General features: G+C 69.9%; 13 protein-coding genes. 10 read left to right on the top strand and 3 right to left on the bottom strand.

From position 1 onward, the window contains the following. Positions 1–10: 10 nt before the first annotated feature. Together AB0L71_RS26050 and nudC are read left to right on the top strand one after the other, a co-directional pair. Positions 11–1,405 (top strand): dipeptidase, encoded by a 1,395-nt coding sequence (locus AB0L71_RS26050; RefSeq protein ID WP_365247343.1) that lies wholly within the window; start codon positions 11–13, stop codon positions 1,403–1,405. Positions 1,406–1,448: 43 nt separating this feature from the next. Continuing rightward, entirely contained in the window at positions 1,449–2,396 is a 948-nt protein-coding gene (gene nudC / locus AB0L71_RS26055; RefSeq protein WP_365247345.1) for an NAD(+) diphosphatase, read from the top strand. A gap of 207 nt (positions 2,397–2,603) precedes the next feature. Here nudC and AB0L71_RS26060 read toward each other — a convergent pair whose 3' ends face one another. After that, a complete protein-coding gene (locus tag AB0L71_RS26060; RefSeq protein WP_365247347.1) occupies positions 2,604–2,858 on the bottom strand; it encodes a mycoredoxin in 255 nt (84 codons plus the stop codon). A 228-nt stretch (positions 2,859–3,086) separates the two neighbouring features. On the opposite strand from AB0L71_RS26060, the gene AB0L71_RS26065 reads away from it, so the two are divergent. From AB0L71_RS26065 to AB0L71_RS26080, 4 genes are all read left to right on the top strand, one after another. Further along, positions 3,087–5,342 carry an ATP-dependent DNA helicase UvrD2 gene (locus AB0L71_RS26065; protein WP_365247349.1) on the top strand — a complete coding sequence of 752 codons (2,256 nt, stop codon included), beginning with the start codon at positions 3,087–3,089 and terminating at the stop codon, positions 5,340–5,342. Positions 5,343–5,507: 165 nt separating this feature from the next. Then, positions 5,508–5,840 (top strand): hypothetical protein, encoded by a 333-nt coding sequence (locus AB0L71_RS26070; RefSeq protein ID WP_365247351.1) that lies wholly within the window; start codon positions 5,508–5,510, stop codon positions 5,838–5,840. A 172-nt stretch (positions 5,841–6,012) separates the two neighbouring features. Next, positions 6,013–6,381, top strand: coding sequence for a WhiB family transcriptional regulator (locus tag AB0L71_RS26075; RefSeq protein ID WP_365247353.1), 369 nt, complete (start codon positions 6,013–6,015; stop codon positions 6,379–6,381). A gap of 32 nt (positions 6,382–6,413) precedes the next feature. Then, on the top strand, positions 6,414–6,737 hold the full coding sequence (locus AB0L71_RS26080; RefSeq protein ID WP_365247355.1) for a hypothetical protein: 324 nt from the start codon (positions 6,414–6,416) through the stop codon (positions 6,735–6,737). A gap of 312 nt (positions 6,738–7,049) precedes the next feature. Here AB0L71_RS26080 and AB0L71_RS26085 read toward each other — a convergent pair whose 3' ends face one another. Further along, entirely contained in the window at positions 7,050–8,492 is a 1,443-nt protein-coding gene (locus AB0L71_RS26085) for an AarF/ABC1/UbiB kinase family protein (protein WP_365247357.1), read from the bottom strand. Positions 8,493–8,533: 41 nt separating this feature from the next. After that, positions 8,534–9,679, bottom strand: a complete 1,146-nt coding sequence (locus tag AB0L71_RS26090; RefSeq protein WP_365247359.1) for a ThiF family adenylyltransferase — start codon at positions 9,677–9,679, stop codon at positions 8,534–8,536. Positions 9,680–9,900: 221 nt separating this feature from the next. Here AB0L71_RS26090 and AB0L71_RS26095 point away from each other — a divergent pair, with 221 nt between their 5' ends. The 4 genes from AB0L71_RS26095 to AB0L71_RS26110 all read left to right on the top strand — a co-directional run bounded on the left by AB0L71_RS26095 (position 9,901) and on the right by AB0L71_RS26110 (position 13,675). Next, on the top strand, positions 9,901–10,524 hold the full coding sequence (locus tag AB0L71_RS26095; RefSeq protein ID WP_365247361.1) for a M48 family metallopeptidase: 624 nt from the start codon (positions 9,901–9,903) through the stop codon (positions 10,522–10,524). 107 nt (positions 10,525–10,631) lie between these two features. Then, a complete protein-coding gene (locus AB0L71_RS26100; protein WP_365247363.1) occupies positions 10,632–12,209 on the top strand; it encodes a TerD family protein in 1,578 nt (525 codons plus the stop codon). A gap of 11 nt (positions 12,210–12,220) precedes the next feature. Next, positions 12,221–12,901 carry an AIM24 family protein gene (locus AB0L71_RS26105; protein WP_365247365.1) on the top strand — a complete coding sequence of 227 codons (681 nt, stop codon included), beginning with the start codon at positions 12,221–12,223 and terminating at the stop codon, positions 12,899–12,901. An 18-nt stretch (positions 12,902–12,919) separates the two neighbouring features. Further along, positions 12,920–13,675, top strand: a complete 756-nt coding sequence (locus AB0L71_RS26110; RefSeq protein WP_365247367.1) for an AIM24 family protein — start codon at positions 12,920–12,922, stop codon at positions 13,673–13,675. The last annotated feature ends 7 nt before the right edge of the window (positions 13,676–13,682 follow it).

The raw sequence follows: 13,682 nt of genomic DNA on the forward strand, positions 1-13,682 counted from the left end.
GCTCAGGAGCATGAGCGAGACCCCGGACAGCGTCGTCCGTACGTACACCGAACAGCACCGCACAGCCTTCCTCGACGACCTCGCCGCGTGGCTGCGCATCCCGTCCGTATCCGCCCAGCCGGAGCACGACGGGGACGTACGGCGCAGCGCCGAGTGGCTGTCCGCCAAGCTCGGGGAGACCGGCTTCCCGGTCACCGAGATCTGGGAGACCCCCGGCGCTCCCGCGGTCTTCGCCGAGTGGCCGTCCCACGACCCGGACGCTCCGACCGTCCTCGTCTACGGACACCATGACGTGCAGCCCGCCGCCCGCGAGGACGGCTGGGACACCGACCCGTTCGAGCCGGTGATCCGCGACGGCCGCATGTACGGCCGGGGCGCCGCCGACGACAAGGGACAGGTGTTCTTCCACACCCTCGGAGTCCGGGCCCACCTCGCCGCCACCGGCCGCACCGCCCCCGCCGTCAACCTCAAGCTGCTGATCGAGGGTGAGGAGGAGTCCGGATCGCCGCACTTCCGCGCCCTGGTCGAGGAGCGGTGCGCCCGGCTCACCACCGACGCCGTGATCGTCTCCGACACCGGCATGTGGGACGAGACGACCCCCACGGTCTGCACGGGCATGCGCGGCCTCGCCGAATGCGAGATCGAGCTGTACGGCCCCGAGCAGGACATCCACTCCGGTTCCTTCGGCGGCGCGGTCCCCAACCCGGCGACCGCCCTCGCCCGGCTCGTCGCCGCGCTGCACGACGCGGACGGCCGGGTCGCGATCCCCGGCTTCTACGACGGCGTCACGGACCTCACCGACACCGAGCGCCGGCTCTTCGCCGAGCTGCCCTTCGACGAGGCCACCTGGCTCCGTACCGCCAAGTCGCGAGCGGCGTCCGGCGAGGCCGGCTACTCCACGCTGGAACGCGTCTGGGCCCGTCCCACCGCCGAGGTCAACGGCATCGGGGGCGGCTACCAGGGCGCCGGAAGCAAGACGATCATCCCGTCCTCCGCCCTGGTGAAGATCAGCTTCCGACTGGTCGCGGGCCAGGATCCCGACCATGTCCAGCAGGCCGTCCGGAACTGGGTCGAGACGCAGGTCCCCGCCGGTGTCCGGTACCGGATCGCCTTCTCTCCCGCCACCCGCCCCTGTCTGACCCCGCTGGACCACCCCGCTCTGCAGGCCGTGACGCGCGCCATGGGACGGGCCTTCGGCCGGAAGATCCTCTTCACCCGCGAGGGAGGCTCCGGACCCGCCGCAGACCTGCAGGACGTGCTCGGCGCACCCGTCCTCTTCCTGGGCATCTCCGTACCGTCCGACGGCTGGCACGCCCCCAACGAGAAGGTCGAACTCGACCTCCTGCTCAAGGGCGTGGAGACATCCGCACACCTCTGGGGCGAACTGGCCGCCGCCCTCCGCTGAATCCTCTGAACACCCGACCGCCCCGGGGGAGTAGGAAGCACCTGTGAGCACCTTCGACAACGCCACCGCAGACCGGCCCATCGGCCTCACCGCGCCCAGCGGCATCGACCGCGCGGCGCACCACCGCCTCGACGAGCCATGGTTGTCCGCCGCGTGGAGCCACCCGACCACCCGCGTGTTCGTCGTCTCCGGCGGGCAGGTGCTGATCGACGACACGGCCGACGGCGGTACGGAGATCGTCATGACCCCGGCCTTCGAGGCCCCGGTCACCGAGACCCACCGCTACTTCCTCGGCACCGACGAGGACGGCGTCAGCTACTTCGCGCTCCAGAAGGACTCGCTGCCGGGCCGGATGGACCAGCCGGCCCGTCCCGCCGGGCTGCGCGAGGCCGGGCTGCTGCTCGGCCCCCGCGACGCGGGCCTCATGGTGCACGCGGTGGCCCTGGAGAACTGGCAGCGTCTGCACCGCTACTGCTCGCGCTGCGGCGAGCGCACGGTCATCGCCGCGGCCGGCCACATCCGCCGCTGCCCCGCCTGCGGAGCCGAGCACTACCCGCGTACCGACCCCGCGGTCATCATGCTGGTGACGGACGACCAGGACCGCGCCCTGCTGGGCCGCCAGGTGCACTGGCCCGAGGGCCGCTTCTCCACGCTGGCCGGATTCGTCGAGCCGGGGGAGTCCATCGAGCAGTCCGTGGTCCGCGAGGTGTTCGAGGAAGCAGGCGTCACGGTCGGCGAGGTCGAGTACGTCGCCAGCCAGCCCTGGCCGTTCCCGTCGAGCCTGATGCTCGGCTTCATGGCACGCGCGACATCGCCGGAGATCCATGTGGACGGCGAGGAGATCGAGGAGGCCCGCTGGTTCTCCCGCGAGGAGCTGACGGCGGCGTTCGAGTCGGGCGAGGTCATGCCCCCGTTCGGCATCTCGATCGCGGCCCGCCTGATCGAGCTCTGGTACGGCAAGCCGCTCCCGAGGCCGGGCACCGTCGGTTGACACACCGTCCCGTGCGGGGCGTGGCGCGGCGACGTCCCCGCACGGGGGGCGCGGTGCGGCGCCCGGGACACATCCGGAACCATGGCGCCCGGGAGACATGCGGTGCGGGATCCGGCGCAGCGCCCGCCCACGCGTACGAGCACGAACGCGTACAGGAACGCACCCTCGTACAAGGGGCGTTCCTGTACGCGTTGGGTGAGCCGTGGATCAGGCGGCGAGCGCCTGCTTCACCTGGGCCAGGGACGGGTTCGTCATGACGGCCTCGACCCCCGTGGAGCCGACGACCAGGACGGTGGGAACGGTCTGGTTGCCGCCGTTGGCCTTCTCGACGAAGGCCGCGGACTCCGGGTCCTGCTCGATGTTGATCTCGTTGTACGCGATGCCTTCGCGGTCCATCTGGCTCTTGAGCCGACGGCAGTAGCCGCACCACGTGGTGCTGTACATCGTCACAGTGCCCGTCATGTCTTCGCGCTCCTCTGTCTCGTCGGTTCTGTCTCGTCGGTCCTGTCGGACCCGTCGGTCGTCCCGGTCTCTTCCGTCACCCCGGTCTCTTCCGTCACACGGAGAAGACCGGGAGGTGCGTCGCCGCACGGAGGAGCAACGTCACGGGGCCGACCGCCATTCCCCGCCACCTCGCGTCCGTTCGTCCTCCGCCACCCCCTGCCCGCCGGTGAACATCTCATACGACAGATGCGGCCCCCCTGTGGACAACCTCCGCGCCCGCCTCCCCCGACCTGGCAGCATGGCGGGGTGACAGCAGCAACGCATTCCACCCTTTTCCCGCAGGTCCCCGAGTCGGCCGACGCCGTGCTCGACGGCCTGGACCCCGAGCAGCGCGAGGTCGCCACGGCCCTGCACGGCCCGGTGTGTGTGCTGGCCGGAGCCGGCACGGGCAAGACGCGTGCGATCACCCACCGCATCGCCTACGGGGTGCGTGCCGGAATACTCCAGCCGGCGAGTGTGCTCGCCGTCACGTTCACCAACCGGGCCGCCGGGGAGATGCGGGGACGGCTGCGCCAGCTCGGCGCGGGCGGGGTCCAGGCGCGGACGTTCCACTCCGCCGCCCTGCGTCAGCTCCAGTACTTCTGGCCGAGAGCGGTCGGCGGCGATCTCCCCCGGCTGCTGGAGCGCAAGGTCCAACTGGTCGCCGAGGCCGCTGCCCGCTGCGGCATCCGGCTCGACCGCACCGAGCTGCGCGACGTCACCAGCGAGATCGAGTGGGCCAAGGTCACCCAGACCGTGCCCGCCGACTATCCGGCCGTGGTCGCCAAGGCCCAGCGGGACGCCCCGCGCGATCCGGCCGAGATCGCCCAGATCTATGCGACGTACGAGCAGCTCAAGCGCGACCGCTCGGTGATCGACTTCGAGGATGTCCTGCTTCTCACCGTCGCCATCCTCCAGGACCGCCACGACATCGCGGACCATGTCCGCCGTCAGTACCAGCACTTCGTCGTCGACGAGTACCAGGACGTCAGTCCGCTCCAGCAGAGGCTGCTCGATCTCTGGCTCGGCGACCGGGACACCCTGTGCGTCGTCGGTGACGCCGGCCAGACGATCTACTCCTTCACCGGAGCCACCCCCGACCACCTGCTGAACTTCCGCACCCGCCACCCCAACGCGACGGTGGTCAAACTGGTCCGGGACTACCGCTCCACCCCCCAGGTCGTCCACCTCGCCAACGGGCTGCTCGGCCAGGCCCGCGGCCGCGCCGCCGAGCACCGACTGGAACTGCTCTCGCAGCGCGAGCCGGGCCCCGAGCCCGGCTACACGGAATACGCGGACGAGCCCACCGAGGCCGAGGGCACGGCCCGCCGTATCCGTGAGCTGATCGCGGCGGGTGTCCCGGCCGGTGAGATCGCCGTGCTCTACCGGGTCAACTCCCAGTCCGAGGTCTACGAGCAGGCCCTGGCCGACGCGGGCGTCCCGTATCAGCTGCGGGGCGCGGAACGCTTCTTCGAACGCGCCGAGGTGCGGGAGGCGGGCGTCGCCCTGCGCGGAGCGGCCCGCGCAGGGAGCAACGACTCCTTGCTCGACGACGCGGAAGGCCTGCCGGCCGAGGTGCGTGCGGTGCTCTCCACCAAGGGATGGACCACCGAGCCGCCCGCAGGCTCCGGAGCGGTGCGCGACCGCTGGGAGTCCCTGGCCGCACTGGTCAGGCTCGCCGAGGACTTCGAACGGGCCAGGCCGGGGGCGACGCTCTCGGATCTGGTGGCGGAACTCGACGAGCGCGCGGCCGCCCAGCACGCGCCCACGGTCCAGGGCGTCACCCTGGCCTCGCTGCACTCGGCGAAGGGCCTGGAGTGGGACGCCGTGTTCCTGGTCGGGCTGACCGAGGGCATGATGCCGATCACCTACGCCAAGACCGACGAGCAGATCGAGGAGGAGCGCCGGCTCCTGTATGTCGGCGTCACCCGTGCGCGCGTCCATCTGTCGTTGTCGTGGTCGCTGTCCCGCTCACCCGGCGGCCGTGCCGGACGACGCCCCAGCCGGTTCCTGAACGGACTGCGTCCTGGCTCGGTGGCCATCGGTACGCGCGGCACAGTCGGAGGCGGCGGTGTCGAACGGGGCCCCGGACCGGTCGTCGCCAAGCGCGGCCGCCGCGGTCCTGCCCGGTGCCGGGTCTGCGGCAGGACGCTCACCGACGCGGGCGAGATGAAGCTGATGCGCTGCGACGAATGCCCCTCCGACATGGACGAGGCACTGTACGAACGGCTGCGCGACTGGAGGGCAGTCCGGGCGAAGGAGATCGGCCAGCCCGCGTACTGCGTGTTCACGGACAAGACGCTGATGGCGATTGCCGAGGCGGTGCCGGGCAGCGCGGGCGAACTGGCCGTGATCTCCGGGGTCGGCGCGCGGAAGCTGGACCGGTTCGGGACCGCGGTCCTGGCCATTTGTGCAGGTGAGACGGTGGAGGACGGGCTCGGGGACGGTCTCGATGAGGTGTGAGGAAAACTCGTCGGAAAAATAGTTTGCGCCCGCCCCAGTCGTCACCATAGGTTCTTAACCACGGGAACAGCGACTTCTCTGAAGCCCTGATCCTGTGCTGTACTTATCCGAATACGCAGGATCGGCCCGCCGGTCCACCCGAGACGCCGAGAGGAGGCGATTGAAGTGATCAGCATCATCGAGACCAACAAAATGACCGATCTTTCGGTCGTCTCCGCCTGCTCGCTCGGCCTCGCCCGCTCTGCGGCGTCCTCGCTGCGTGGCACCGGTCTGTCCGGCATTTCCGCCGTCAGCCCGCTGTCCCTGTCCGGTCTTCCCGTGCGGGAGCGCAATGAGCGACCGACCCAGGCACCGGCAGCAGCAGTAGCGAAGGGACAGGCTCAGGCCTATGCCTTTGCGGCCGTCGGTGCAGGAGCGGAATTCGGCACCAAGAAGCAGACGATGCATCACACGATGTGGGCCTTCCGTGGGCCTGAACCCTGGAGTGATCCAGCCTGATTCAGGATCAGGCCGGCGCCTTCAGGGCCGCGGAACCCCACTCGGGATCCGCGGCCCTTTTGTTTTGTCCGAACGGACGAGACAGCACGAAGGGGCCTCGGGACATGCAACACCCGGTACCAGCCGCCCCCGGCCGACAGGCCGGAACGACCAGACGAGGACACCACCCACCGTGCAACTCGAAGCGCACGCCCCGTCCGTACCGCCTTCCGAAACGATCCCGCCGCCCGGCCTCACGGAGGACTCTTCCTTGATCCCCCTCACTGCGCTCACCGCGCTCGACGACGCCATCGAGAACCTCGGTGTGCCCGTCCCCTGCCGTTCCTACGACCCGGAGGTCTTCTTCGCCGAGTCGCCGGCCGACGTCGAGTACGCCAAGTCCCTCTGCCGCACCTGCCCGCTCGTCGAGGCCTGCCTCGCAGGCGCCAAGGAGCGTCGCGAGCCGTGGGGCGTCTGGGGTGGTGAGCTCTTCATCCAGGGCGTTGTCGTTGCCCGCAAGCGGCCTCGTGGCCGTCCGCGCAAGAACCCCGTCGCGGCGTGATCGCCGGCCTGGGGAGCACGTCCCCCAAACCCATGAAGCGCATCGGAACCATCGATCGCCCCCGCACCCACGATCCCCGAAATCAGGCAGCAATGTCCGTCCCCGCGAACGAGCCCGTCGGCTCCGCAACACCGAACGTCACGATTGTCGGCGCGAACGACTCGCGTCAGAACAGGAACCGCGAAATGCAACTCATCCCAGAAGCCCTGGCTCGTGCTCATATGCACGACCGTGTGCGGGAGGCCGAGGCGCAACGCCACGCCGTGCGCCTCGTTGCCGCGCGTCGGATGCAGCGCCGGGCAGAGCGCGCTTCGATGCGTGCCCGCCGCGCGTTGGCCATGGCCGTCATGCACTAGTGCCCCCACAGGTCACGTTCGACTCTGTTCGACGTCGAACGTGGTCTCCGGGGCGCCGTCCGGGGCGAACGGTCGGCAGCATCCGCTGCCGGGCAGCCGCTCCGCCCGGCAGCGATCCGTACCGCTGACCAGTGATTCTCCCTGGTCAGCGCCGCCTCCGCGGGGCCGGTCCGAACGGACCCGCCCCGCGGTCGTGCTGTGTCACCGTCGGCAGCGAGAGTGCATCGCCGGCCTGGATCTGCGCCGTGAGGACCGGCGGCGGGTGCCGCACGACGGGCGCGTGCGTGACACCCTCGGGGGCCGGAGCCCGCCCTACGCGCCGACCGCCGCCTCACCCGCCAACGTGGCTGCTGTGGCCTCCTGCCCGTCCTCGGCCACGGCCGCCTGCTTGTGGTCGGCCACAGTCTCCTGCTCGTCCTCCACCAGGAATCCCGGTACCCAGGATTCGAGTTCCTCGCGAAGCCGGACCGTTGCACCCAACTGGCACAGCACCCCGATCGTGCTCAGCGTCACCCGATGTATCAGCAGATACGCAGGCGGCAGATTCAGTTGCTTGCCCAGCTGGTGGGCGGGCGACCTGGGGTCCGCGATCCGGGCCGCCTGCTGTCGCATCCAGCTCCGCGTGAAGGTGAACTCGTCCACCTGCGCGGGCTCGATGACCGGGAGGAGGTAGTCGAGCACCGCGTCCGGGGCGAGGCCGATCGAGCCCTTGACGAAACCTTCCGCACACAGCAGGTCGTACACCGCGTCCGCATCACCCGCCAGGGCCAGTCGCAAGGAGTCACCGATGGGCTGTGGCAGGCCGCCCGGCAGTCGGTCCACCGTGCCGAAGTCGAGGACTCCGAGCCGCCACTGCCCCGCATCATCGGTCCCGTCCACGGGCGGCACCAACCGGAAGTTGCCCGGATGCGGGTCCGCGTGCAGCAGCCCGGTGCGTCCGGGGCCCGAGAAGAGGAAACGGGCCAGCAACTGACCGGCCCGGTCCCGTTGCTCCGGTGTGCCCTCCGCGATCACGTCGGCCAGCGGAAGACCGTCCATCCACTCCGTCACCAGCACCTGATCGGACCCGTGCACCACACCTGGGACCACCACGTCCGGGTCGGCCGCGAATTCCTCGGCATGGTCCTGTTGCGACCGTGCCTCCTGCACGTAGTCCAGCTCCTCCGAGACCCGGTCGCGGAGCTCCGCGATGAGTGGCTTGATGTCCATTCCCGGGACCAGCGGACCGAGTAGCCGGGCGAATCTGCCGAGTTGGGCCAGATCCGAGAGGAGTGCCTGCCCGGCACCCGGATACTGCACCTTCACCGCGACGTCCCGGCCGTCGTGCCACACCGCCCGGTGCACCTGACCGATCGACGCGGCGGCCGACGGCTTGTCCTCGAACGAGAGGAACAGCGCCCGCCACTCCTCGCCGAGTTGTTCCTCCAGCACCGCGTGCACCGTGCCGCTGGGCATGGGAGGGGCGGCTTCCTGCAGTTTCGTGAGTGCGGCTCTGTACGGTCCGGCGACTTCCTCGGGCAATGCCGACTCGAAGACGGACAGGGCCTGACCCAGCTTCATCGCCCCGCCCTTCAGCTCGCCCAAGACCTTGAAGAGCTGGTCCGCGGTGCGCTGCTGGACTTCCTTGGCGACCAGCTCCGCGGACTTCCCGCCGATCCGCTTGCCCAGGCCCCACGTGGCGCGGCCGGCGAACCCCAGTGGCAGAGCGGCCAACTTCGCGGTGCGGGTGACCGCTTTCCGGGGAAGATCAGACATGCGCCCCTCCAATTCCCAGACTGCCGTACCGCGTGCGGCGGTTACCCGGCCATTGTGTCGTGCGCTGCTTCGGCCCCGGGGGCACGTTCCCTCACAGTGTGCCCAGCCGCTCCGCATGAACAATCGGGACGGGCCCCGATCCGCTCGCACCGCCAGTCCAACAGCGGCAGGGCGGCCTCCCACCGCGTCCCCGTGCTGGCGGGCAGCTCCCCGTCGAGGAAGGACAGCGCATGGGCGGCTGCCATACCGGCCACCGCCGTCGCCAGCCCCAGATCACATGCCTGCACGGCGGTACGGCGTCCCGACTGCCACTGGGAGAGCATCCTCGGCCATTGCTCGTCACGATCCGCACGCTCCAGCGCCAGACACCCCGCGCACGCCGTACCCCCGGGCAGAACCAGAGGCCCGACCACGCCCGTTGCCTCCAGCACACCGGCATAGAGATGAGGAGTGCCCGAGGCGATCCACGGCTCGGCCGGACGCGGGTCCGGGACGTACACCGCGAGGCCGTCGCGAGGGGCGACCACGATCAGCGACACCCCCGGCTCGCCGCACGCCGGGGAACCCGTCGCCTCCGACCTCCGGGGAGCCGGCCCCGGGGCGGACCTGCGCACCAACTGCCGGGCGGCGACGTCCCGGCGCTCCCCGACCGCTGCCGCGGGGAGCCCGCCCGGTGAGACGTCGCACAGTTCGGCGCGCCCGCCGTCCAGAACCTCCACCCGGCCCACCCCGGACCCGGACAGCACCGCCGCGATCGCGGCACCGACCCGACCGGCGCCCCGGACCTGGACGCGCATGGACCGGCGGGCCGCCAGCCGGCGCATCCCGCCGCCCGGCTCGGGATGGACGACGGAGAGCGAGGCCAGATCGGGGCGGTTCCGCTCCAGGGCGCCGGTCCGGTTCCGTAATGCGTCGCCCTCCGGTCCGGCGGCCCGCACGTCGTCGATCAGACCCGCGTCCGTCAAACGACCTACCAACGTGTCGACTTGATGCTCCGAGAGATCCAGGGCCCGAGCCTCCTCGCGCAACAGAGGAAGGCCGCGCGTGCCGTCGAGCAGTTCCAGAAAACAGCCCGTGGCCATATCCATCGGACCGAGCTTCACCGCATGAGCGGGAGTCACCCCGAATTGCACGGTGCCCCGGCCGCGCCAAGCGCGACGCAGTGCGGGTTTCAACATCGGATACATGACGTTCCCCCGGTCCGTGTTACGTGATCTCTGTGTGCGGGCTGTGATCCCGGATCTCCGTGAGATCCGTTGTCAGAATGCAGGCCGGCGTCGAGGTCTGCAGAAAGTTGTCCACAGGCATGGGGTATTAGTCGTTCAAATGGTGCACGCCGTGAAGCGGATCGGACGCGAACTGTTCCGGAGGCAGGACTTCCCCCGCTGACACCGGGTAACGTCATGGCGTGCCCGCCGACCCGTCATCCGGACTCGCCGGGGAGACCCCCGTGCGCAGTCCTGGAACCCAGCAGCGCAGTGCGCCGGAACGTCCGCCCCGCGCCTCGGCAACGAGCGCGGTCGAGGTCCGCCGGAGTTCCCGTCGCAGCAGAACGGTCTCCGCGTACCGGGAAGGGGACCGCACCGTCGTGCTCATCCCGGCCCGGATGTCGGCGGCCGAGGAACGGCGCTGGGTGGGTGTGATGCTCGACAAGCTCGCCGCCCAGGAGAGCAAGCGCATCCTCGGTGACGGCGAACTCGCCGAGCGGGCCGAGCGCTTGTCCGCCCAGTATCTCGAAGGCCGTGCCAGGCCCGCGTCGGTGCGGTGGGTGACCAATCAGAACACCCGATGGGGCTCCTGCACCCCGGCGGAGGGCAGCATCCGGCTGTCGCACCGGTTGCAGGGCATGCCCGAGTACGTCCTCGACTACGTACTGGTCCATGAACTGGCCCATCTGCTCGTCCCCGGCCACGGGCCGAGCTTCTGGCAGCTACTGGAGGCGTATCCCCGCACCGAGCGGGCCCGCGGGTACCTCGAGGGCGTGGTGGCGGCCGACCGGCTGCCGCATCTGCCCGCGGCGCGCGGTGAGTGACGCTCGGCGATTCTGTACCGGGCGTGTACCGACTTCGCTCAATGTCGGAGTTTGCCGTTAGCCTGACGCGAGGCATTCATCTTCGGGATGGGGGACGGTCGTTACGCATGGCCAGGGAATTCCAGCGCGGCCACAAGGCCAAGATCAGTGATCTGACGCCAGGGACAGATCTGTACGTAGGCGTGCAGATCGCCGGTCCGGGACTGACCTTCGACATCAGCTGCTTCGGCCTCGATGCCAGTGAACGGCTCTCCGACGACCGGTACTTCATCTTCTTCAATCAGCCCAAATCACCCGAGGAGTCGATTCAGCTCCTCGGAGCCCAGGCCGGTGACACCGAGTCGTTCCGCGTCACCCTGGACCGCGTTCCGGCGCACATCCAGAAGTTGTCGTTCACGGCGACGGTCGACGGCGCCGGGCAGATGTCCCAGGTCGGCCCCGGCTACATCCGGGTTGTCGCGGGCGGTGAAGAGGTCGTCAGGTACGCCTTCACCGGTTCGGAGTTCACCACCGAGCGTGCGGTGATGCTGGGCGACTTCTACCTCAAGGACGTGTGGCGCTTCGCCGCCGTCGGCCAGGGTTTCGACGGCGGCCTCGAAGCGCTGCTGAAGAACTTCGGCGGTGAGGTCGCCGAGGAGGAGCCCGCGTCACCTGAGCCTCAGGCCGCTGCGCCGGCGTTCGCCCCGCCGCCGTTCGCTCCGCCTGCCCAGGCGGCCGCGCCGGCTCCCGCCCCCTCCTTCGGCGCCCCGGCCGCGCCGGCACCGCCCCCCGTGCCGTCGCAGCAGCAGATGCACGCCGCACCGACGATGGTGGCCCCGCTGGCGCCGCACGGAGGGACGGTGCCGCCGCCCGCCCCCGCTCCGGCCCCCTTCGGGCAGCCGGGCCAACCGCCCCAGCAGCCGCAGTTCGGGCAGGTGCCCGGCCCGCCGCCGGCCGCCCCCTATGGTCAACCCGCTCCGGCCCCGTACGGTCAGCAGCCGCCCGGTATGCCCCCAGGGGTGCCGCTTGGTGCGCCGCAGCAGGGCGCCGGTCTGCTGGCCGCGCTCCAGCCGTACAAGGAGACCGCCACCGGGCAGCGCTGGACCCCGCAGAACCAGAAACTCATGCGCGTCGACCTCACCAAGGGCGGTACCCCCGTACTCGCCCGCCAGGGCAGCATGGTGATGTACCAGGGCAAGGTCGACTTCAGCTACAAGGGCGCCGGGTTCGCCGGCCGTATCGTCGGCAATGCCACCGGCCAGGAAATGCAGCTGATGCGCTGCACCGGCAACGGACAGGTCTTCCTCGCAGAGGAGGCCTCCCATCTGCACGCCATCGAACTGCAGGGCGACGGCATCTGCGTCTCGGCGGAGAACGTTCTCGCCTTCGACGAGTCGTTGCAGTACGAGGTCCGCAGGATCGAGGGCCACGGCATCCCCGGTGGCGCCCTGTTCACCATGCAGTTCCAGGGCACCGGTACGGTCGTCGTCAAGACTCACGGCACCCCCGTCGTCCTGCCCGTCACGCCGACGACCTTCGCCGACTGCAACGCCGTCGTGGCCTGGTCCTCCGCCTCCCAGGTGATCATCTCCAGCCAGGTCCGGCTGCGCCGCAACGCCTACCCGGGGCACAGCGGAGAGACCGTGAACCTTCAGTTCCGGGGCGCTCCCGGCAACTTCGTCGTCGTCCAGCCCTACGAGGTCTGAGGGAGCCCGTCATGAACCAGCAACTCGCGGGCTACGCCCCGACCCCCGTCACGGCCCGTATGGAGAACCACGGCAGCACGATGCTCAAGGTCGCCATGGCCACCGGCCAGGACCTCTACGCACGTACCGGCTCCATGGTCGCCTACGAGGGCTTCATCCAGTACGAGCCCAACCCGCCCGCCGTCCGGCAGATCGCCTCCCAATGGATCACCGGCGAGGGCGCACCGATCATGAAGTGCTCCGGCGACGGACTGCTCTACCTCGCCGACTACGGCGCCGACGTGGTCATCATCAACCTCAACAACGACGCCCTCTCGGTCAACGGCACCAACGTCCTCGCCTTCGACAGCCACCTCACCTGGGGTGTGGAGCGGGTCAAGGGCCTGGCCAAGTTCGCCGGCCAGGGCCTGTGGAACGTCTGCATCTCGGGCACCGGCTGGGTCGCCATCACCTCGCGCGGCACCCCGATCGTCGTCGACTGCGGGCGCGGGGAGGACGAGACCTACGTCGACCCGGACGCCCTCGTGGCGTGGTCCCCGAACCTCAAGGTGAAGGGCAAGCGCAGCTTCAAGGCTGCCTCGCTCATCGGGCGGGGCAGCGGCGAGGCCTACCAGATGGCTTTCTCCGGCGAGGGGATCGTTGTCGTCCAGCCGAGCGAGGACAGTACCGACCGCCTGCGGATCCGGCACTGAGGGGGAGGGAGACACAGCATGCAGAGTCCGCTTTTCAACTGCACCGAACAGCAGTCCCAGGACCGGTACACCGTCCAGAACCCGCAGCTCCTGCGGGTCCTGCTGACCGGCCAGGACGATGTCCTCGCCCGCAAGGGCGCCATGGTCGCGTACCAGGGCCTGATGGAGTTCGACGGCGAGTACCAGTCGCACGCGCAGCGTCGCGCCCGGGCGAGCAGCGGTGAGGGGCTCGACCTGATGCGCTGCACCGGGCAGGGCACTATCTATTTCGCCAACCTCGCGCAGTACATCCATGTCGTGGACGTCGATCACGACGGCCTCACGGTGGACAGCGCCTACGTCCTGGCGCTCGACTCCTCGCTGCACACCGAGGTCATCGCGGTGGACAGCCAGTACGGCATCTCGGGCACCGGCAAGTACCAGCTCAACATCTCCGGCACCGGGAAGGTCGCCCTGATGACCTCGGGGCAGCCGCTGATGCTGCAGGTCACACCGGACAAGTACGTCAACGCCGACGCCGACGCGATCGTCGCCTGGTCCAGCTCGCTGCGCGTCCAGATGCAGGCCCAGACACATTCCTCGGGCGTCTGGCGGCGGCGCGGCAACACCGGCGAGGGCTGGGAGCTGAGCTTCCTGGGCCAGGGCTTCGCCCTGGTGCAGCCGAGCGAGGTGCTGCCTCCGCAGAACCACGAGATCGGCCAGGGCATCCGGGCACAGTACGGAATGGGCCAGTACGGTGCCCACGGCCAGAACCAGAACAACGCCTGGAACTGAGCCGCAG

Origin of the sequence: Streptomyces sp. NPDC052052, assembly GCF_040680455.1 — a bacterium.
GTDB lineage: Bacteria > Actinomycetota > Actinomycetes > Streptomycetales > Streptomycetaceae > Streptomyces.

Excerpts from the sequence above, each read along its gene's own strand:
- AB0L71_RS26085 (WP_365247357.1), bottom strand. The coding sequence starts at position 8,492 with ATGTCTGATCTTCCCCGGAAAGCGGTCACCCGCACCGCGAAGTTGGCC.
- AB0L71_RS26065 (WP_365247349.1), top strand. The coding sequence starts at position 3,087 with ATGCGGCCCCCCTGTGGACAACCTCCGCGCCCGCCTCCCCCGACCTGG.
- AB0L71_RS26060 (WP_365247347.1), bottom strand. The coding sequence starts at position 2,858 with ATGACGGGCACTGTGACGATGTACAGCACCACGTGGTGCGGCTACTGC.
- AB0L71_RS26050 (WP_365247343.1), top strand. The coding sequence starts at position 11 with ATGAGCGAGACCCCGGACAGCGTCGTCCGTACGTACACCGAACAGCAC.
- AB0L71_RS26100 (WP_365247363.1), top strand. The coding sequence starts at position 10,632 with ATGGCCAGGGAATTCCAGCGCGGCCACAAGGCCAAGATCAGTGATCTG.
- AB0L71_RS26080 (WP_365247355.1), top strand. The coding sequence starts at position 6,414 with ATGAAGCGCATCGGAACCATCGATCGCCCCCGCACCCACGATCCCCGA.
- AB0L71_RS26110 (WP_365247367.1), top strand. The coding sequence starts at position 12,920 with ATGCAGAGTCCGCTTTTCAACTGCACCGAACAGCAGTCCCAGGACCGG.
- AB0L71_RS26105 (WP_365247365.1), top strand. The coding sequence starts at position 12,221 with ATGAACCAGCAACTCGCGGGCTACGCCCCGACCCCCGTCACGGCCCGT.
- AB0L71_RS26090 (WP_365247359.1), bottom strand. The coding sequence starts at position 9,679 with ATGTATCCGATGTTGAAACCCGCACTGCGTCGCGCTTGGCGCGGCCGG.